A 17,996-nucleotide genomic window follows, 5' to 3' on the forward strand; every position below is an offset into this window, starting at 1 on the left:
GCGCCCAGACCGTTAGCCAACTACAGCTTAAGTATCAGAACGTAGAAACCGCGCGGTACCGTCAACTTGCCTCTCTGGGGCGCTGCTATTACAGGGGGTCTGCATGCTCACCCTGCTCAATCTACTTTCCGCCGTCGCCCTGTTGATCTGGGGCACGCATATCGTTCGAACCGGCATCCTGCGGGTGTACGGCACCAACCTGCGCCATGTGATTGGCCAGAACATGTCCAAGCGCTGGCTCGCCTTCGTCGCCGGCATCGTCGTGACGGCGATGGTGCAGAGCAGCAACGCCACTGCCATGCTCGTGACCTCTTTCGTCGGCCAGGGCTTGATGGCGCTGACCCCGGCGCTGGCGACCATGCTCGGCGCCGACGTCGGTACCGCGCTGATGGCGCGGGTACTGACCTTCGACCTGTCGTGGCTGTCGCCACTGCTGATTTTCCTCGGGGTGATTTTCTTTCTGTCGCGCAAACAGACGCGGCTCGGGCAGATGGGCCGTGTGTCGATCGGGCTGGGGCTGATCATTCTCGCGCTGCAACTGATCGTCGAAGCCGCCGCACCGATCACCCACGCCCAAGGGGTCAAGGTGATCTTCGCCTCGCTGACCGGCGACATCCTCCTCGACGCTTTGGTCGGCGCGTTGTTCGCGATGATTTCCTACTCGAGCCTCGCCGCCGTGCTGCTCACCGCGACGCTGGCCGGGGCCAGTGTGATCAGCCTGCCGGTGGCGATCGGCCTGGTGATCGGCGCCAATATCGGCAGCGGCATTCTCGCGTTCATGAGCACCAGCATGCAGAACGCTGCCGGCCGGCAAGTGGCGCTGGGCAGTCTGCTGTACAAACTGATCGGCCTGCTGCTGATCATTCCGGTACTCGACCCGCTGGTGCACTGGATCGACAGCCTCGATTTCAGCCCGCAGGAAATGGTCATCGGCTTCCACCTGCTCTACAACACTGCGCGCTGCCTGATTCTGCTGCCGTCGGTGGGACCGATGGCGCGCCTCTGCGCGTGGCTGCTGCCAGAGCGGCCGGAGGTCAACGGCACCGCCAAACCACGCCATCTCGATGCGACCGCGCTGGTCACGCCGAGCCTGGCGCTGGCCAACGCCGCGCGGGAAACCCTGCGCATGGGCGATCTGCTCGACAACATGCTCGACGCGACCCTCGATGTGCTGCGCGGCAAGCAGACCGCTGTCACCCAGGAAATGCGCCGACTGACCGACGACGTCGAAGCGCTGTACAGCGCGATCAAGCTGTACCTGGCGCAGATGCCCCGCGAAGACCTCGGCGAGCACGACAGTCGGCGCTGGGCCGAGATCATCGAGCTGGCGATCAATTTGAAACTGGCCGCCGACCTGATCGAACGCATGCTGCGCAAGATCCAGCAGCAGAAAACTTCGCAGCGCCGCTCGTTTTCCGAAGAAGGTCTGGAGGATCTCGCCGGATTGCAGCAGCAATTGATCGCTAACCTGCGTTTGGGGCTTTCGGTATTCCTCAGCGGCGACCGCGAAAGTGCGCGGCAATTGCTCCGTGAGAAACGCCGCTTTCGCGCGCAGGAACGTCGTCTGGCCCATGCGCATGTCAGCCGTTTGCAACGCAAGATCGTGCAGAGTATCGAAACCAGTTCGCTGCACCTGGAGTTGATTGCCGACATGAAACGCTTGAATTCGCTGTTTTGCGGCAGTGCGTATGTGGTGCTGGAAACGGCGGATACCGGGGCGCTGGCGGCGGATGATATTGCCGACATTACGCATTCGCCTTGAACGTCTGGGGCTGGGTTTAGTCAGTTACATTGATTCAGCCTTCAGGCCGCTATCGCGAGCAGGCTCACTCCTACAGTGGGGAATGCATTTCAAATGTGGGAGCGAGCTTGCTCGCGAAGGCGATCTGACTGACGACACGGATCTCCAAATCAGCCGTACGGAAGCCTGTTATGCGTTGCCTGTTGTTCGCCTGTCTGTTGCTCGGTTCCCTGCCCGTCTTTGCCCTGGATCGTTTTCAGGTCGAAGGCTATGCGCTGCCCAACGGTTTGCAGTTGCTGCTCAAGCCCGGCACCGAGCGCGGGCATGTGGCGATCCGGCTCGTGGTTGGCGTCGGCCTCGACGATTTCGATTGCGATGACAAGGAGCTGCCGCACTTGCTTGAACACTTGTTGTTCAGCGGCATCGACGCCACGGGCGAAGGTGGTTTAGAGGAACGGATGCAAGCGTTGGGCGGTGACTGGAATGCGTTTACCAGTAACGCCGACACCACGTTCGTCATCGAGGCCCCGGCGAAAAACCAGCGCAAGGTGCTCGACCTGTTGCTCGATCTGCTCACGCAAACGCGCATTGACGACAATGCGATCAACGCCGCTAAACGCGTGGTCGAGCGTGAGGACGGCGGCCATTACACGCGCCTGCAACGCTTCCTCGATCGTCAGGATCTCGGCCACACCGCGAGTAATCAACTCGCGGTTGAACTGGGCCTCAAATGCCCGCAACGTGCTGAAGTCGGTCACCTGACTCAGGAGCAGCTGGAGAAGGTGCGCAAGGCTTGGTACGCGCCGAACAATATGACCCTGATCGTCGTCGGCGAACTCGACAAACTGCTGCCGGCCTATCTGGAACGTACCTGGGGCGCACTCGAAGCGGTGGAGCCGAGCGACCACCGTGCGTTGCCGGACATCAGCACCCGCGCCGCCCATGAGCGCACGCTCACCCGTGGTTTTGTCGGCGACAGTGCCAAGCTGCACTGGCTGGTGCCGGAGCCGGTGCTGGACGATCAGTACGACCAGACGTTCGATATCCTCAAGGATTATCTGGACTGGGCGCTGTATCGGCAGATTCGCCTCAACCACGGTTTGTCGTACGGGCCGTGGGCCGAGCGCGAAGTGTTTGGCGGCGTCGGCTTCATGAGCCTGAATGCCGATCTGGATCGTGATGACGTCGACGAAGCCATTCAGGTGCTGGAAGACCTCAAGGCCGACCTGCTGAAAAACGGCCTCGATCCGGACACCTTCGCGCGGATCAAACAGGCTTCCATCGCCCATCAGGCCTGGGCGGTGCAGGGCAACAGTGCGTTGGCGGATTATTACTGGAGCGCGCTCGGTGATTACCAGGACGGCCGCTTTGCCAATCCGGCGCGCGAGCTGCAAGGGGTTACCCTGGAAACCGCGAACAAGGCGATGCGCGAGTTGCTGTTGCAACCGGGGTATCTGCGGATCGAGAAGCCGTTGATCAGTGATGATCAGGTTTTGTGGTTGAGTGCGGGCGGCTTGGCTCTGGTGCTGTTGATCCTGATTGGCTGGCGTGTGCACCGCCGCCGTAAAACGACAGGAGCCCCGTAACCTGTGGCGAGGGAGCTTGCTCCCGCTGGGCTGCGAAGCAGCCCCAATACAGTCACCTCAATAGTTTCAGATACAACGCATCGTCAGATTTTACGACTGCTGCGCAGTCGAGCGGGAGCAAGCTCCCTCGCCACAGGTGCTCGCGATTTTACTGACCGTCAGCCTCGCCACAGCGCCCGGCGGGCGGTAATCTGTCGAGGTTTTTTCCCTTCAAGTCGTGAACCGCCCAAATGCCAAAAATACAGCTCCTGATCCAGCGCATTCTCGAACTGATGAAGCGCTATCCGGGGGTCATTGCGCTTGGTGGTTTCATCTCAGGCGTTGGCAGTTTCATCATGGTCGATCGTCAGCAGGGTCTGGCGAGCTGGATCACCGTGATCATGTTGCTCAGCTGGATCTGGCTGATGCTGGAAAACACCCTGACCGGCCTCTTCACCCGTATCTTCAAGCGCGAGATTCCCCAGCCGCTGCTGCGCTATGCGACGCAGATGATCCATCAGGAAAGCCTGTTTTTCGTCTTGCCGTTCTTCTTTATCACCACGACGTGGAACAGTGGTCAGCTGTTCTTCACCGGCCTGCTCAGCGTTGCCGCCCTGATCTCCATCGTCGATCCGCTCTATTACAAATGGCTGGCGCCACGACGCTGGGCGTTTCTTGCGTTGCACACCCTGACCCTGTTCGCCGCCCTCCTCACCGCGTTGCCGGTGATCATGCACCTGACCACCGCGCAGAGCTTCAAATGGGCGCTGGGCATTTCCGTGCTGTTGTCGTTCCCGAGTCTGGCGTCGATCTTCCCGATCCGCACGGTGCGCAATGCCTTGGCAATCCTGTGCATCACGGTCGGCATCGGTGGCGTGGGTTGGGTGCTGCGCTCGTGGGTGCCGCCGGCGACGCTGTGGATGACCGACGTGGCGATCAGCACGCAAATGCAGGACCGCACCCCCGGCGCCAGCCTCGACACGGTCAGCGCCGAGCAGATTCGTGGCGATGGCCTCTACGCCTACACCGCAATCAACGCGCCGCGCGGGCTGGATGAGCGGATTTATCACGTCTGGCAATTCAACGGCAAAGAGGTCGACCGCATCGCCCTCGACATTCACGGTGGGCGCAAGGAAGGCTACCGGGCCTGGACGCACAAGCAGAACTTCCCCGGCAACCCGGCGGGCAAGTGGCAGGTGCGGGTGCTGACCGAGGATGGCCAGGTGATCGGCGTGCTGCGCTTCGAAGTTACGGACAGCACAGCGATCAAAGAAAAGTAATCCGGTTCGTGCTATTACGTTAGTTCGCATAAAGGCCGAACAAGCACGGAGCTTATGACCAGCAGCTCGATCAGCGGCAATGCCCAACTGGACACGTCGATCAGCCCTGCCCGCTTGCGGGTCACCGGGGACTGGACGCTTGCCCATTACGCCGAGCTCAAGACGCTTAGCGAAAAGCTCCACGGCCAGTACGACGCCGACACGCCGATCGATCTGAACAGCCTCGGCGCCCTCGACACCGCTGGCGCCTCGCTGCTGGTCGAACTGCTCGGTTCCGAACGCCTCGGCCAATCCGCCGAACACCCCGATTGCACCCTGACTTCCGCCGACCGCGCGCTGCTGCAAACCGTGTACTGCTCGATGACCGATTTCTGCGTGCCGATCAAGGAACCGGAAATCAGCGTCAGCGTGCAATTGCTGACACGCATCGGTCGCGCCGTCGACACGGTCTGGCAAGACACCCTGCAACTGCTCGGTTTTGTCGGCCTGATCATGGAAACCATCGCTCGCAACCTGTTCCGACCCAAGCGCTGGCGCATCACGCCGATGATTGCGCACATCGAGCAGACCGGCCTCGACGCCGCGCCAATCGTGGCGTTGCTGACCTTTCTGGTCGGCGCGGTGGTGGCGTTTCTCGGCGCGACGGTGCTGGCCAGTTTCGGCGCGACGATTTTTACCGTGGACCTGGTGGGCTTCTCGTTCCTGCGCGAGTTCGGTGTGCTGCTCACGGCGATCCTGATGGCTGGGCGCACCGCCAGTGCGTTCACCGCACAAATCGGTTCGATGAAGGCCAACGAAGAAATCGACGCAATCCGCACCCTCGGCCTCGACCCGATGGAGCTGCTGGTAGTGCCGCGGGTGTTGGCGATGCTGGTGGCGCTGCCGATGCTGACGTTCCTGGCGATGCTCTGCGGGATCGTTGGTGGCGGCGTGGTCTGCGCGGTGTCGCTGGATATTTCGCCGGCGATGTTCCTGACGCTGTTGCAATCGGACATCGGCGTTCAGCACTTTCTCGTAGGCTTGGTGAAGGCGCCGATCTTCGCGTTCATCATTGCCGCGATTGGTTGCCTGGAAGGCTTCAAGGTCAGCGGCAGCGCCGAGTCGGTCGGCGCGCACACCACGTCTGCGGTGGTGCAGTCGATTTTCGTGGTGATCGTGCTCGATGCGGTGGCTGCGCTGTTCTTCATGGAGATGGGCTGGTGAGTCGTCTACCCCGCGCGCCCTCGGAGGCGGTGATCGAAGTCCGTGGCCTGTGCAATCGCTTCGGCAGCCAGAGCGTGCACGAAAACCTCGATCTGGACTTGTACAAAGGCGAGATTCTCGCCGTGGTCGGCGGTTCCGGCAGCGGCAAATCGGTGTTGTTGCGCAGCATCGTCGGCCTGCGCCGGCCCAGCGAAGGCATCGTCAAAGTGTTCGGCAAGAACCTGCCGAGCCTGTCCGAGCATGAGCGCTCGCTGGTCGAGCGACGCTTCGGCGTGCTGTTTCAGAAAGGCGCGCTGTTCTCCTCGCTGACGGTCACCGAGAACGTCGCCCTGCCCCTTATCGAACACGCCGGCCTCAGCCGCAACGACGCCGAGCACTTGGCTGCGGTGAAACTGGCGCTGGCCGGGCTACCGCTGTCGGCAGCGGACAAATACCCGGCCTCGCTGTCCGGCGGCATGATCAAACGCGCTGCTCTGGCCCGGGCCCTGGCGCTGGATCCGGACATTCTGTTTCTCGATGAACCCACCGCCGGCCTCGATCCGATTGGCGCGGCGCAGTTCGATCAATTGATCCTGACCCTGCGCGATGCGCTCGGCCTCAGCGTGTTTCTGGTGACCCACGACCTCGACACGCTCTACACCATCACCGACCGCGTGGCCGTGCTGGCGCAGAAAAAGGTCTTGGTCTCAGGACCCATCGACGTCGTCTCGGAAACCGACGACGCGTGGATTCACGAATACTTCCACGGCCCGCGCGGCCGCTCGGCGCTGGACGCCGCCAAATTGCTCAACGAGGTCTGACATGGAAACCCGAGCGCATCATGTGTTGATCGGCCTGTTCACGGTGATCGTGGTGGCAGGCGCCCTGCTCTTCGGTCTATTCCTGGCCAAGTCCAGCGTCGACACCGAGTTCAAGGATTACGAGATTGTCTTCAGCGAGGCGGTCAGTGGCCTGTCCAAGGGCAGCCCGGTGCAGTACAGCGGGATCAAGGTCGGCGATGTGATCAACCTGCGCCTTGATCCAAAAGACCCTCGGCGCGTGCTGGCGCGGATTCGTCTCGGCGGCGACACGCCGGTCAAGGAAGACACCCAGGCCAAACTGGCGCTGGCCGGGATCACCGGGACGTCGATCATCCAGCTCAGCGGCGGCACGCCGGAAAGCCCGAAGCTGCGTGGCCATGACGGCAACCTGCCGACCATCGTCGCCTCGCCCTCGCCTATTTCGCGGCTGCTCAATGACTCCAACGATTTGATGACCGGCATTACCGCACTGCTGCAGAACGCCAACCAAATGTTCTCTGCCGAGAACGTCGAGCGCGTGAGCAAAACCCTCGCCCATCTGGAGCAGACCACCGGCACCATCAACGATCAGCGCGGCGACATCAAACAGGCCATGCAGCAACTGGCGACCGTCGGCAAACAGGCCGGCAGCATGCTCGAACAGACTTCGTTGCTGATGCGCAATGCCAACGGCCTGATCAACGATCAGGGCAAACAAGCGCTGGGCAGCGCCGAGCAGGCGATGAAGTCGCTGGAGCAAAGCACCGCGACGATCAGCACCCTGCTGAACAAAAACGAAAACTCCCTCGACAACGGCATGCAGGGTCTCAACGGTCTGGCCCCGGCAATTCGCGAACTGCGCGAGACGCTGACCTCGCTGCGCGCCATCTCGCAACGCCTTGAGGCCAATCCCAGCGGCTACTTGCTGGGCCGTGACAAGAACAAGGAATTCACGCCATGAAGCTGACTCGACTTGCCCTCCTCGCCAGCTTCACGCTGATCAGCGCCTGTTCGATTCTGCCCCAGTCCGAGCCGTCGGATGTCTATCGCCTGCCGACCGCCCAGGCACCCGCCCCGGCCCGTTCGGCGGCGACTCAGCCGTGGTCGCTGCGGTTGAACAAGTTGCAGGCGAGTGAAGCGTTGAACCGGCCGACGATTGCGGTGATTCCGCAAGGTGATGTGATCAGCAGCTACAAAGGCTCGCGCTGGAGCGATCCGGCACCGGTGCTGGTGCGTAATCGCTTGCTCGACGGGTTTGCCCGTGATGGTCGGGTGACGTTGCTCAGTACCGATGACAGCAACTTTGCGGCGGATCTGGAATTGGGTGGGAGTTTGCAGGCGTTTCAGACGGAATATCAGGGCACGCAGGCCAGCGTCGTGGTACGGGTCGATGCGTTGCTGGTGCGCGGCTACGACCAGCGGATTCTCGCCAGTCGCCGCTTTGAAGAGCGCCAGCCGTTGAACGATGTGCAAGTGCCGGCGGTGGTCGCCGGGTTTGGCCAGGCCAGTGATCGCCTGACTGCCAAAGTCGTGGCTTGGGCCGTGGATCAGGGCCAGAAACTCGCCCCTCCAAAACCCTGACTCTACAGGGATGCCTTTGTGGCGAGGGAGCTTGCTCCCGCTGGACTGCGCAGCAGTCCGATCTTTCAGGGCCGCTTCGCGCCCCAGCGGGAGCAAGCTCCCTCGCCACAGAGAATGTGTTCGCCCAAGGTTCTGGTGATCAGCCGAAGAACCAGTAGCAGACGCCAATCGCGCCGAGTACACCGGCCAACTCGGCCAACAACGCACAACCCACCGCATGCCGCGCGCGCTGAATACCTACCGCGCCGAAATATACTGCCAGCACATAGAACGTCGTTTCCGTGCTGCCCTGCACCGTCGCCGCGACCAGCGCCGGGAAGCTGTCGACGCCCGAGGTCTTCATCGTCTCAATCAACATGGCCCGCGCCGCGCTGCCGGAAAACGGTTTGACCATCGCCGTCGGCAGCGCATCGACAAATCGCGTGTCCCAACCGGCCCATTCGACCAGATGCCGAATGCCATCCAGACCGAAGTCCAATGCCCCGGACGCTCGTAGCACACCGACCGCACAAAGCATCGCCACCAGATACGGAAGCAGGTTTTTCGCGACATCGAAGCCTTCCTTCGCGCCTTCGACGAACGCCTCGTAAACCTTGACCTTACGCAACGCGCCGATGATCAAAAACAGCATGATCAAGCCGAACAGCGTGAGATTGCCGAGGATCGACGACAATCCAGCCAAAGCCGTCGCGGAAAGGGTGCCAAGCAACGCCATGAAGCCACCCAGCAACAGCGCGCCCGGCACCAGATAGGCCAAGACCACCGGATCCCAGATCCGCAGGCGCTGCATGAACGCTACCGAGAGAAAGCCGACGATCGTCGAGCAACTGGTCGCCAGCAGGATCGGCAGAAACACCAGCGTCGGATCCGGCGCGCCTTGCTGGGCGCGGTACATGAAAATCGTCACCGGCAGCAGGGTCAGGGAGGAGGCGTTGAGCACCAGGAAGAGGATTTGCGCATTACTCGCTACTGTGGCGCTGGGATTGAGCTCTTGCAGCGCCTTCATGGCTTTCAAGCCGATGGGCGTGGCCGCGTTGTCCAGACCGAGGCCGTTGGCGGCGAAGTTCAGGGTGATCAGGCCAAGGGCAGGGTGGCCGGGTGGAACCTCCGGCATCAGTCGTAGAAACAGCGGGCCGAGGACCTTGGCCAGCCATTCGACGATCCCGGCCTTCTCGGCAATACGCAGGAAGCCCAACCAAAGGGTGAGGGTGCCGAACAGCAGCACCATGACTTCGACCGAGAGTTTGGCCATGGCGAAAATGCTTTCCACCATCGCCGCAAAGATCCCGGCGTTGCCGCCGATCAGCCACTGCGCCAGCGCCGATACGGCTGCCACGATGAAGAAGCCAAGCCACAGGCCATTAAGCATCAGTCAAATCCCCCGAAGAATGCCGCGAATGATAGCGGTGTCGCCAGAAACGACAAACCCCGGATTTCTCCGGGGTTCGTATGGATCTGCCGCCCCCCGATTTACCGGGTGGCCTCAATCTACTGTAGGAGCTGCCGAAGGCTGGATCTTTTGATTTTGTTTTTTAAAAGCAAGATCAACAGATCGCAGCCTGCGGCAGCTCCTACAGGTGGGTGTCAGTTCTTGGAAATCTCGCCTGCCGGCAGTTTTTCCTTGCTGCGCCAGTGCGGCAGGGAGTTCCAGTAGCGCTGGCCCTTGGCGTCGTCGTACATGCCTTCCCAACGCGCGATAACCAGTACCGCCAGGGCGTTACCAATCACGTTCAGTGCGGTACGGGCCATGTCCATGATGCGGTCGACACCGGCGATGAACGCCAGGCCTTCCAGCGGAATGCCGACGCTGCCCAGGGTGGCCAGCAGCACCACGAAGGACACGCCCGGTACGCCGGCGATGCCTTTGGAGGTGACCATCAGGGTCAGGACCAACAGCAGTTGCTGGCTGATCGACAGGTCGATGCCGTACAGCTGGGCAATGAAGATCGCCGCGATGGACTGGTACAGAGTCGAACCGTCGAGGTTGAACGAGTAACCGGTCGGCACCACGAAGCTGCAGATGGCTTTCGGTGCGCCGTAGGCTTCCATCTTCTCGATCACGCGCGGCAGCACGGTTTCCGAAGAAGCGGTGGAGTAGGCCAGCACCAGCTCATCCTTGAAGATGCGCATCAGCTTGATCACCGAGAAGCCGAACAGCTTGGCGATCAGGCCCAGCACCACGAAGGCGAAGAAGGCGATGGCGACGTAAACCAGGATCACCAGTTTCGCCAGCGGCAGCAGCGAGGCGAAACCGAAGTTGGCCACGGTCACCGCGATCAATGCGAATACGCCGATCGGCGCGTAGTTCATGATCATGTGGGTGACTTTGAACATGCTTTCCGAGACACCCTGGAACATCTTCACCAGCGGCTCGCGCAGGTCCGACTGCAGGCTCGACAGACCGAGACCGAACAGCACGGAGAAGAAGATGATCGGCAGCATTTCGCCGCGGGCCATGGCCGCGAAGATGTTCGACGGGATCAGGTTGAGGATGGTCTCGATGAACGCATGTTCATGTTGTACTTCGGCGGCGGTCGCCTGGTACTTGGAGATGTCGACCGTACCCAGGGTGCTCATGTCGATGCCGGTGCCCGGGTGGAACAGGTTGGCCAGCAGCAGGCCGACAACGATGGCGATGGTGGTGACGATTTCGAAATAGATGATCGTCTTCAGGCCAATCCGCCCGAGTTTCTTGGCGTCGCCCACGCCGGCGATGCCGACGATCAGGGAAGAGATGACGATCGGGATCACGATCATCTTGATCAGACGGATAAAGATATCGCCTGCCGGTTGCAGGACGTTGCTGATCCACCAGGCCTTTTCGGCACTGAAGTGGTTGAGCAACGCACCAATTGCAATCCCTAGAACCAGACCGATGAGGATCTGCCAGGCGAGGCTGATTTTTGCCTTCTTCATTATCTTTACCCTTACTTGCGTTTGACTCAGGCACATGCAGGAACTGGAACGCTCTTTAGCGGAAAAGTCTGTGCATCTGCCTCCGTATAAGGTGCCCCGAAGCGCGTATTTACGGCTCTTCGGCAGGCGAAAAAAGGCGCAACTATTCCGATGCAAGGTTGCGCCGTCTAATGCCGTAAACGCCTACCCTATGCCGAATCGGCATGAGCTTTTTTAAATGAAACTGGCGTCCCAACCGGTTCGATTGTGACATTTCGGCCGGCATAAGTGCCGTGAACCGGCCATCACAGCGTAGATTGGTTGTTTTTTGAACGAGAAAAATCGACAAAAATTTTAGGAAAATGCCTACGAAGGCAGACTAGAAGTCCCACTGTTTAAACGGGTTTTTTGTCGATATACGGTCGCCAGGAAACACCGCGTAATGTTTTCGCGCGCAGTGTCAGCGATAAAAAGGATGAGCTGGACGCTCTGGATCAATATTTTGCGTGTTTGAAAGCTCAGCGCAAGTCCGTCGAACCGCTGTGGGCTGGCGAACTTGCGACGCAGCTTTTACCCTGACCCGGCCCTTGCGCAGGCACTCCCTGTACCCGTAGGTCACTCCGACCCAGCAACAGTCAGAACGTCCCGGCCCCTTGGTCATGCGCCTGCCTTCCTCAGGTGGGCGCAATGGAAGGCAGCAGGGCTGCTGCCTTCATGTTCAAGTCAGTACCACTTCGGATCTTTCTTCAGGGTTTCCATCAAAAGATCCTGCATGCCCTGATCGGGTTTGCCGAGGAAGCGGTAGGTGGCATGTCGCGTTGGCGACTTGTCGGCCGGCAGTCCTTCGGGTACATCGACGAGCATGGCGTAAGCGTCTTTCTTGTCGAAACTGAAGGCGACGATCAAGCGGTGATTCAGGCACTTGTCTGCAGATTCACAGAGCGGCCCGACCAGATACTGATCGCCGTCTTCAGTCACGGCATTCATCTGCTGGTCAGGCGTGCCGGACAGGTTCATCACCCATTCCGGCAGGCGTTCTTCCTTCTTCACCACGCCTTCCCAGGTTTCCCGGTACTGCGGGTCGGAACTCAACAGTTCGTTGACCCTCATCTGGCCGTCATTGGCCGCCATCGCCATGGCACTACCGCCCAGAAGCAGGGCGGCTGCCAGTGTCTTTAACGAGATCATCGTTAACCTCGGCCGCGGCGGCCAAAGAAGAAGGAAGCGATGAACATCACCAGGAACACGACAAAGAGAATCTTGGCGATACCCGTGGCGGTGCCCGCGATACCACCGAAGCCCAGTACTGCAGCGATGATGGCAATGATCAAGAATGTAATTGCCCAGCTCAACATGGTGATTCTCCTTACTTCTCTATTTAGGGGTGTTACGTTTTCCGGCGCTGCGCGCCTGAATTCATGTGTTCTTTAAAAAACCCAACGCTCTTCACGTGGCAGTTGATCCAGCGGCTGCGCCTGATCGACATCCATCATGCGCATCGAGGCGCTCTCGGCCTGAGTGCTGCTGACGGCGCTGAAGTGCGTTTGCGTGCTGTGCTGGATCGAGATCAGCGGCTCAACCTGCTGGCTGTTTTCCCAGCGCAGGTATTGCTGACAGGCGATCAGGGTGATCAACAGCGCCAGTACGCCAAACAGGCCTTGCTGGATATGCAGTGGCGAGATACGCACTTGGGCGGCACGTTGGCGAGTCATCCTGGGTTCCTCACTCTTATTCGGTTAGGGCAATTCATTTCTGCCCGGGCTGAGTGAGGTATTGCAGCCTGCATGCCAGTTTTTTATTTGAAAAATATTCAATAAAATCAAAGAGTTATAAGTGAGAGAAAAAACGTTTGCGACGCATCCTGCACGATGTGTCATCTGGGATCGTGCGCAATGCACGATTTTTTCGTAGGAGATTTCATTCTTATGGAATTGAGAGCGGGGCGCAGATGTCAGAAAAGTACGCAGGGAATGCCCTGCAAATCGCTGATTGTTTAAAAAGCCAACAAAATCAACGTATTGGCCGTAAAGGCAGGAGAGAGCTACCCTCCTATGGCTGGCATCGTTCAGAATCAACCATGCAACTTGCCCGATTTTTCCGGGACTAACCCAAGACCAATCACTATGGAGCGTAGGAAAAATGGAATCTGCCACTGAGCATCAAGGCCGCATTCTGCTGGTGGACGACGAATCCGCCATCCTGCGTACCTTCCGTTATTGCCTAGAAGATGAGGGCTATACGGTTGCCACTGCCAACAGCGCGGCGCAGGCCGAGGCGCTGCTGCAACGCCAGGTCTTCGACCTGTGCTTCCTTGATTTGCGTCTGGGCGAAGACAACGGTCTCGACGTGCTGGCGCAAATGCGCATTCAGGCGCCGTGGATGCGTGTAGTGATCGTCACTGCGCATTCGGCTGTCGATACCGCCGTGGATGCGATCCAGGCTGGCGCCGCCGACTATCTGGTGAAGCCGTGCAGCCCGGATCAGCTTCGTCTGGCCACCGCCAAGCAACTGGAAGTGCGCCAACTGTCGGCGCGCCTTGAAGCCCTCGAAGGCGAGATCCGCAAACCGAAGGACGGTCTCGATTCCCACAGCCCGGCGATGAAGGTCGTACTGGAAACGGCCCGTCAGGTCGCCAGTACCGATGCCAACATTCTTATCCTTGGCGAGTCCGGCACCGGTAAAGGTGAACTGGCCCGCGCGATCCACGGCTGGAGCAAGCGCGAGAAGAAATCCTGCGTCACCATCAACTGCCCGTCGTTGACCGCTGAACTGATGGAAAGCGAGCTGTTCGGTCACAGCCGTGGCGCGTTTACCGGTGCCAGCGAAAGCACCCTGGGTCGAGTCAATCAGGCTGACGGCGGTACGCTGTTTCTCGACGAGATCGGCGATTTTCCCCTGACGTTGCAACCGAAGTTGCTGCGTTTTATTCAGGACAAGGAATACGAGCGGGTAGGCGATCCGGTTACCCGTCGTGCCGATGTGCGCATCCTCGCGGCGACCAACCTCAATCTGGAAGACATGGTCCGTGACGGCCGATTCCGTGAAGACCTGCTGTATCGTCTGAACGTCATCACTCTGCACCTGCCGCCACTGCGCGAGCGTGCCGAGGACATTCTCACACTGGCCGATCGCTTCCTCGCGCGCTTCGTCAAAGAGTACGCACGTCCGGCACGCGGCTTCAGTGATGAAGCGCGCGAGGCGCTGCTCGGCTACCGCTGGCCCGGCAACATTCGTGAGCTGCGTAACGTGGTCGAGCGGGCGAGCATCATCTGCCCGCAGGAACGCGTGGAGATCAGCCACTTGGGCATGGCCGAGCAACCGGCCAACAATGCGCCAAGAGTCGGTGCGGCGTTGAGTCTCGACGAATTGGAGAAAGCGCACATCGGCGCGGTGCTCGCCACCGCCGGCACCCTGGACCAAGCGGCGAAAACCCTGGGCATCGACGCATCGACCCTGTATCGCAAGCGCAAGCAGTACAACCTGTGAGCGCCCGACGATGAAACTGGCGATGAAGTTGCGGACCCGTTTGTTCTTGAGCATTTCCGCGCTCATCACCGTGGCCTTGCTCGGGCTGCTGCTCGGGCTGGTCAGCGTGATGCAGATGGCGGGAACGCAAGAGGCACTGGTGCGCAGCAACTTCGTCACTTTGGATCTGGGGCTCAAGTTGCGCCAGACCCTGGGTGATCAACTGATCATCATGATGGCTGAAAAGCCCGACCCGGTGGCGTTCGAAGCGTCCAAACAGCACTACTTCCAGTTGCTGGATGAGGGCATTGCCCAAGAGCAAGAGGGTGATGGACGGCATCACGGGTTCAGTCAGGCCAAAGCGGATTACCTGAACTTCCTGCAAACATTCGATTTGTCGCGTGACCCCGCCGGTTCGATGAGCAGCAGCGCCGACTTCAGAGAGCGCTTCAATACACTGCGCAACGGGCTGATCGCCGAACACAAACATGCGCTGGACAACATCAACGCGGTACAGCATGAGGCACGCGACCGCGCGTTGCTGATCGCCGGTCTGCTGGGCTTTGTCGGGCTGGCGGTGCTGATCATCGGTTTCATCACGGCTCACGGCATCGCCCGGCGTTTCGGCGCGCCGATCGAGGCGCTGGCGAAAGCCGCGGACAATATCGGCCAGGGCAATTTTGAAGTGACCCTGCCGATTTCTTCGGCGATGGAAATGAACCTGCTGACCAAACGCTTTGGCCTGATGGCCGAGGCACTCCGCGAGCATCAGGCGACCAATGTCGACGAATTGCTCGCTGGTCAGCAGCGCTTGCAGGCGGTACTCGACAGCATTGATGACGGCTTGCTGATGATCGACCGGCAAGGGCATCTGGAGCACCTCAACCCCGTCGCTCAGCGCCAGTTGGGCTGGGAAGATGACCGTCTCGGCCAAGGCCTGGGCACGGCCCTGGAACGTCCGGAGCTGGACGCGCAGTTGCAGCTGGTATTGCGTGGCGGCACGTTGGAGCGGGCGCCGGAGGATTTGAGTATCGAGGTCGACGGCGAATCACGCCTGCTGACCTACAGCCTGACCCCGGTCAGCCACACCCAAGGTCATATCCTCGGCGCGGTGATGGTGTTGCACGATGTCACCGAGCAGCGCGCCTTTGAGCGAGTACGCAGTGAATTCGTCTTGCGCGCTTCCCACGAACTGCGCACGCCGGTCACCGGTATGCACATGGCGTTCGGTTTGTTCCGCGAACGGGCTAAGTTTCCAGCGGAGTCGCGCGAGGCCGATCTGCTCGACACCGTGAACGAGGAAATGCAGCGCCTGATGCAGTTGATCAACGACTTGCTGAACTTCTCGCGCTATCAGAACGGCCTGCAGAAACTCACGCTCGCGCCTTGCTCCATTGAGGATTTGCTGGAGCAGGCGCAACTGCGCTTTGCCGACTCGGCGGCGGCCAAGGGCGTTGCCCTGAATGTCGAAGTGCAGGGGCCGTTACCGCGGCTGCAGGCCGATCAGGCGCAGCTCGATCGGGTGCTGGATAACCTGATCGACAACGCTTTGCGCCATACCGCCGGTGGTGGTCAGATCCGCTTGCAGGCACGGCGTCATGGTGAGCGGGTGATTATCAGCGTCGAAGACAACGGCGAAGGCATTGCCTACGGCCAGCAGGGGCGGATCTTCGAGCCGTTCGTACAGGTTGGGCGCAAGAAGGGCGGTGCCGGTCTGGGCTTGGCGCTGTGCAAGGAAATCGTCCAGTTGCATGGCGGGCGCATGGGTGTTTATTCGCGGCCGGGGCAGGGCACGCAGTTTTATATGGCGCTGGCGGTTTAGGCTTCGTCATCCATGCGTCGGCCAGCGAGGCGCCGGCCACGGGTAATCAGTTCGATGAACTGCACCGCGCTCAGCGCATGGGCGAACAACCAGCCCTGACCGAACTTCACCCCTTCACTGCTGAGTAATTGCGCTTGTGATTCCAGCTCGATGCCTTCAGCAATCACCTTCAGATCCAGCGCCTGCGCCATGTGAATGATGTGCGGTGCGACGCCGCTGCTGGCCGCGTCATGGCCAAGTGCATCGATGAACGCCTTGTCGATCTTCAGGCAATCGACCGGCAAGGTTTGCAGGTAGGCGAGGCTGCAATAGCCAGTGCCGAAGTCGTCGATCAAAACTTGGTGACCGACATCGCGCAGCGCTTGCAGGTTCTCCCTGGCCACCACCACATCAATCAGCCCGCGCTCAGTCACCTCGAAGGCTATCTGCCGCGCGGCTACACGATGGAGCGTGAGCAGTCGCGCCATGACCTGGCCGATGCGCGGCACCATCACGTCGCAGGCGGCGAGGTTGACCGAGATATACAGTTGCGGATTGGCCCGCAGCACCGGACCCAGTTGTTCCAGCAAACGCTGGAGGACAAAGTCGGTCATCTGCCGGATCTGGCCGGTATTTTCCGCCATGGGGATGAACAGGTCGGGACTGGTCAATGTGCCGTCCGGGCGACGCCAGCGCAGCAGGGCTTCGGCGCCGACGCAGTTGCGGCTGTCGAGGTCGAAAATCGGTTGATAGAGCACCTGCAGCTCGCCACGGCGGATCGCACCGTGTAGTTCGGCATCCAGAGATTGACGCTGGCGCACCAGTAGGAACACGAAAAAACCGACAAAGGCGCCGAGCAGCAGACATGCCGGGATGATCCACCACCAGATAGCCGGAATGTGCATGCCGGTTCTAGGTGTGATCAGCACCAGCTGATACTCCGGGTTGTCGGTGGGCATGCGGTAGATCAGCCGGGTTTGCGTGACTTGCAGGGCGTCGCGAGTTTTCGGTGGCCAATGTTCCTTGGGCGGCCAGGCTTGCGCCGTGCCAAGCACCGGGATCGCACGGGTGCCATGGTCGAGTACCACCAGCAGGCTGCTGCCGGGGGACAGGTCGACCATGTCGGTCAGATGCCCCCGTGAGGTGGCCACGCGGAAATTGCCGCGCCCCAGCATCAGCGCTGCGCGGTTTTCATCGGGTTCGGTGGTGGTGTTCAGCCAATAGCTGTAGGTCGGGCCTTTGATATCGGGCGCGCGGACCACCGACAGGCCTTCCTGGCGCGGGCGGTTGGAGCAGATCCGCGAGGCGTCCATGTAAGCCGCTTCGTAGACGAAGCGGTAGTTGAAGGTGACTTGCTGCAGGGTGGCGATCATTTCATCGTCACAGCTGCGCAAGGGTTGCGCTTCGAGATCGTCGAGACTTTCACGCAACTGGCCGAACAATTGTTCGAGGCGGGCGAGGAAGCGTTCGCCTTGCGCGTTCATTTGCTGGCTTTCGCTTTGCTCAACCTGACGCATCGCCACGAACATACCGCCGGCGATCAGCAGGCTGGCACTGAGGACAGCCGCGATCATCGCCAAAAACCAGGGGCGATAAAACCAGCTACGCAGCGTCTCTCGGGTAGCAACCATCATGGAATATCCGAAGAATTACCAATGAGTTATAGCTGCTGATTGCCAATTCGCC

15 protein-coding genes are annotated in these 17,996 nt (G+C 60.3%); 9 read left to right on the forward strand and 6 right to left on the reverse strand.

Annotated features, from left to right (window positions below):
- The first annotated feature begins 103 nt into the window (after positions 1-103).
- The 7 genes from BK670_RS29010 (at position 104) to BK670_RS29045 (ending at position 8,149) form a co-directional block, all read left to right on the forward strand.
- Positions 104-1,762 (forward strand): Na/Pi cotransporter family protein, encoded by a 1,659-nt coding sequence (locus BK670_RS29010; RefSeq protein WP_123454963.1) that lies wholly within the window; start codon positions 104-106, stop codon positions 1,760-1,762.
- A gap of 170 nt (positions 1,763-1,932) precedes the next feature.
- Positions 1,933-3,327 carry a M16 family metallopeptidase gene (locus BK670_RS29015; protein WP_123454966.1) on the forward strand — a complete coding sequence of 465 codons (1,395 nt, stop codon included), beginning with the start codon at positions 1,933-1,935 and terminating at the stop codon, positions 3,325-3,327.
- 230 nt (positions 3,328-3,557) lie between these two features.
- On the forward strand, positions 3,558-4,586 hold the full coding sequence (locus BK670_RS29025; protein ID WP_123454969.1) for a DUF5924 family protein: 1,029 nt from the start codon (positions 3,558-3,560) through the stop codon (positions 4,584-4,586).
- 54 nt (positions 4,587-4,640) lie between these two features.
- Positions 4,641-5,789 (forward strand): ABC transporter permease, encoded by a 1,149-nt coding sequence (locus tag BK670_RS29030; protein WP_123454972.1) that lies wholly within the window; start codon positions 4,641-4,643, stop codon positions 5,787-5,789.
- On the forward strand, positions 5,786-6,589 hold the full coding sequence (locus tag BK670_RS29035) for an ABC transporter ATP-binding protein (protein ID WP_123454974.1): 804 nt from the start codon (positions 5,786-5,788) through the stop codon (positions 6,587-6,589). The genes BK670_RS29030 and BK670_RS29035 overlap by 4 nt, the downstream gene beginning before the upstream one ends.
- Position 6,590: 1 nt before the next feature.
- Positions 6,591-7,529, forward strand: coding sequence for an MlaD family protein (locus tag BK670_RS29040; protein WP_123454977.1), 939 nt, complete (start codon positions 6,591-6,593; stop codon positions 7,527-7,529).
- A complete protein-coding gene (locus tag BK670_RS29045; protein ID WP_123454979.1) occupies positions 7,526-8,149 on the forward strand; it encodes an ABC-type transport auxiliary lipoprotein family protein in 624 nt (207 codons plus the stop codon). The genes BK670_RS29040 and BK670_RS29045 overlap by 4 nt, the downstream gene beginning before the upstream one ends.
- A 139-nt stretch (positions 8,150-8,288) precedes the next feature.
- Here the strand turns inward: BK670_RS29045 and BK670_RS29055 are convergent, their stop codons facing one another.
- The 5 genes from BK670_RS29055 to BK670_RS29080 all read right to left on the reverse strand — a co-directional run bounded on the left by BK670_RS29055 (position 8,289) and on the right by BK670_RS29080 (position 12,756).
- The gene (locus tag BK670_RS29055; protein WP_123454981.1) at positions 8,289-9,518 is read right to left on the reverse strand and encodes a nucleoside recognition domain-containing protein; all 1,230 of its coding nucleotides are present in this window, start codon (positions 9,516-9,518) and stop codon (positions 8,289-8,291) included.
- A 215-nt stretch (positions 9,519-9,733) separates the two neighbouring features.
- Complete coding sequence (gene gltP / locus BK670_RS29065; protein WP_034152229.1) at positions 9,734-11,065, reverse strand: glutamate/aspartate:proton symporter GltP; 1,332 nt, start codon at positions 11,063-11,065, stop codon at positions 9,734-9,736.
- A 702-nt stretch (positions 11,066-11,767) separates the two neighbouring features.
- Positions 11,768-12,232 carry an inhibitor of vertebrate lysozyme family protein gene (locus BK670_RS29070; RefSeq protein WP_123454984.1) on the reverse strand — a complete coding sequence of 155 codons (465 nt, stop codon included), beginning with the start codon at positions 12,230-12,232 and terminating at the stop codon, positions 11,768-11,770.
- Positions 12,233-12,234: 2 nt separating this feature from the next.
- Positions 12,235-12,399 carry a DUF1328 domain-containing protein gene (locus BK670_RS29075; protein ID WP_003177151.1) on the reverse strand — a complete coding sequence of 55 codons (165 nt, stop codon included), beginning with the start codon at positions 12,397-12,399 and terminating at the stop codon, positions 12,235-12,237.
- A gap of 72 nt (positions 12,400-12,471) precedes the next feature.
- Complete coding sequence (locus BK670_RS29080; protein WP_123454986.1) at positions 12,472-12,756, reverse strand: hypothetical protein; 285 nt, start codon at positions 12,754-12,756, stop codon at positions 12,472-12,474.
- 427 nt (positions 12,757-13,183) lie between these two features.
- On the opposite strand from BK670_RS29080, the gene algB reads away from it, so the two are divergent.
- Positions 13,184-14,530, forward strand: a complete 1,347-nt coding sequence (gene algB / locus BK670_RS29085) for a sigma-54-dependent response regulator transcription factor AlgB (RefSeq protein WP_016986437.1) — start codon at positions 13,184-13,186, stop codon at positions 14,528-14,530.
- A gap of 10 nt (positions 14,531-14,540) precedes the next feature.
- The gene (locus tag BK670_RS29090) at positions 14,541-16,331 is read left to right on the forward strand and encodes a KinB sensor domain-containing domain (protein WP_123454988.1); all 1,791 of its coding nucleotides are present in this window, start codon (positions 14,541-14,543) and stop codon (positions 16,329-16,331) included.
- Here the strand turns inward: BK670_RS29090 and BK670_RS29095 are convergent.
- Positions 16,328-17,941, reverse strand: coding sequence for an EAL domain-containing protein (locus BK670_RS29095; RefSeq protein WP_185036844.1), 1,614 nt, complete (start codon positions 17,939-17,941; stop codon positions 16,328-16,330). The two genes, BK670_RS29090 and BK670_RS29095, sit on opposite strands and share 4 nt — an antisense overlap.
- Positions 17,942-17,996: the final 55 nt, after the last annotated feature.

Source organism: Pseudomonas fluorescens, from assembly GCF_003732425.1.
Classification (GTDB): Bacteria; Pseudomonadota; Gammaproteobacteria; order Pseudomonadales; family Pseudomonadaceae; genus Aquipseudomonas; species Aquipseudomonas fluorescens_BE.

What these genes read in the sequence shown, in the direction of transcription:
- BK670_RS29010 (WP_123454963.1), top strand. Translation starts at nt 104, where the DNA reads ATGCTCACCCTGCTCAATCTACTTTCCGCCGTCGCCCTGTTGATCTGG.
- BK670_RS29015 (WP_123454966.1), top strand. Translation starts at nt 1,933, where the DNA reads ATGCGTTGCCTGTTGTTCGCCTGTCTGTTGCTCGGTTCCCTGCCCGTC.
- BK670_RS29025 (WP_123454969.1), top strand. Translation starts at nt 3,558, where the DNA reads ATGCCAAAAATACAGCTCCTGATCCAGCGCATTCTCGAACTGATGAAG.
- BK670_RS29030 (WP_123454972.1), top strand. Translation starts at nt 4,641, where the DNA reads ATGACCAGCAGCTCGATCAGCGGCAATGCCCAACTGGACACGTCGATC.
- BK670_RS29040 (WP_123454977.1), top strand. Translation starts at nt 6,591, where the DNA reads ATGGAAACCCGAGCGCATCATGTGTTGATCGGCCTGTTCACGGTGATC.
- BK670_RS29045 (WP_123454979.1), top strand. Translation starts at nt 7,526, where the DNA reads ATGAAGCTGACTCGACTTGCCCTCCTCGCCAGCTTCACGCTGATCAGC.
- BK670_RS29055 (WP_123454981.1), bottom strand. Translation starts at nt 9,518, where the DNA reads ATGCTTAATGGCCTGTGGCTTGGCTTCTTCATCGTGGCAGCCGTATCG.
- gltP (WP_034152229.1), bottom strand. Translation starts at nt 11,065, where the DNA reads ATGAAGAAGGCAAAAATCAGCCTCGCCTGGCAGATCCTCATCGGTCTG.
- BK670_RS29070 (WP_123454984.1), bottom strand. Translation starts at nt 12,232, where the DNA reads ATGATCTCGTTAAAGACACTGGCAGCCGCCCTGCTTCTGGGCGGTAGT.
- BK670_RS29075 (WP_003177151.1), bottom strand. Translation starts at nt 12,399, where the DNA reads ATGTTGAGCTGGGCAATTACATTCTTGATCATTGCCATCATCGCTGCA.
- BK670_RS29080 (WP_123454986.1), bottom strand. Translation starts at nt 12,756, where the DNA reads ATGACTCGCCAACGTGCCGCCCAAGTGCGTATCTCGCCACTGCATATC.
- algB (WP_016986437.1), top strand. Translation starts at nt 13,184, where the DNA reads ATGGAATCTGCCACTGAGCATCAAGGCCGCATTCTGCTGGTGGACGAC.
- BK670_RS29090 (WP_123454988.1), top strand. Translation starts at nt 14,541, where the DNA reads ATGAAACTGGCGATGAAGTTGCGGACCCGTTTGTTCTTGAGCATTTCC.
- BK670_RS29095 (WP_185036844.1), bottom strand. Translation starts at nt 17,941, where the DNA reads ATGGTTGCTACCCGAGAGACGCTGCGTAGCTGGTTTTATCGCCCCTGG.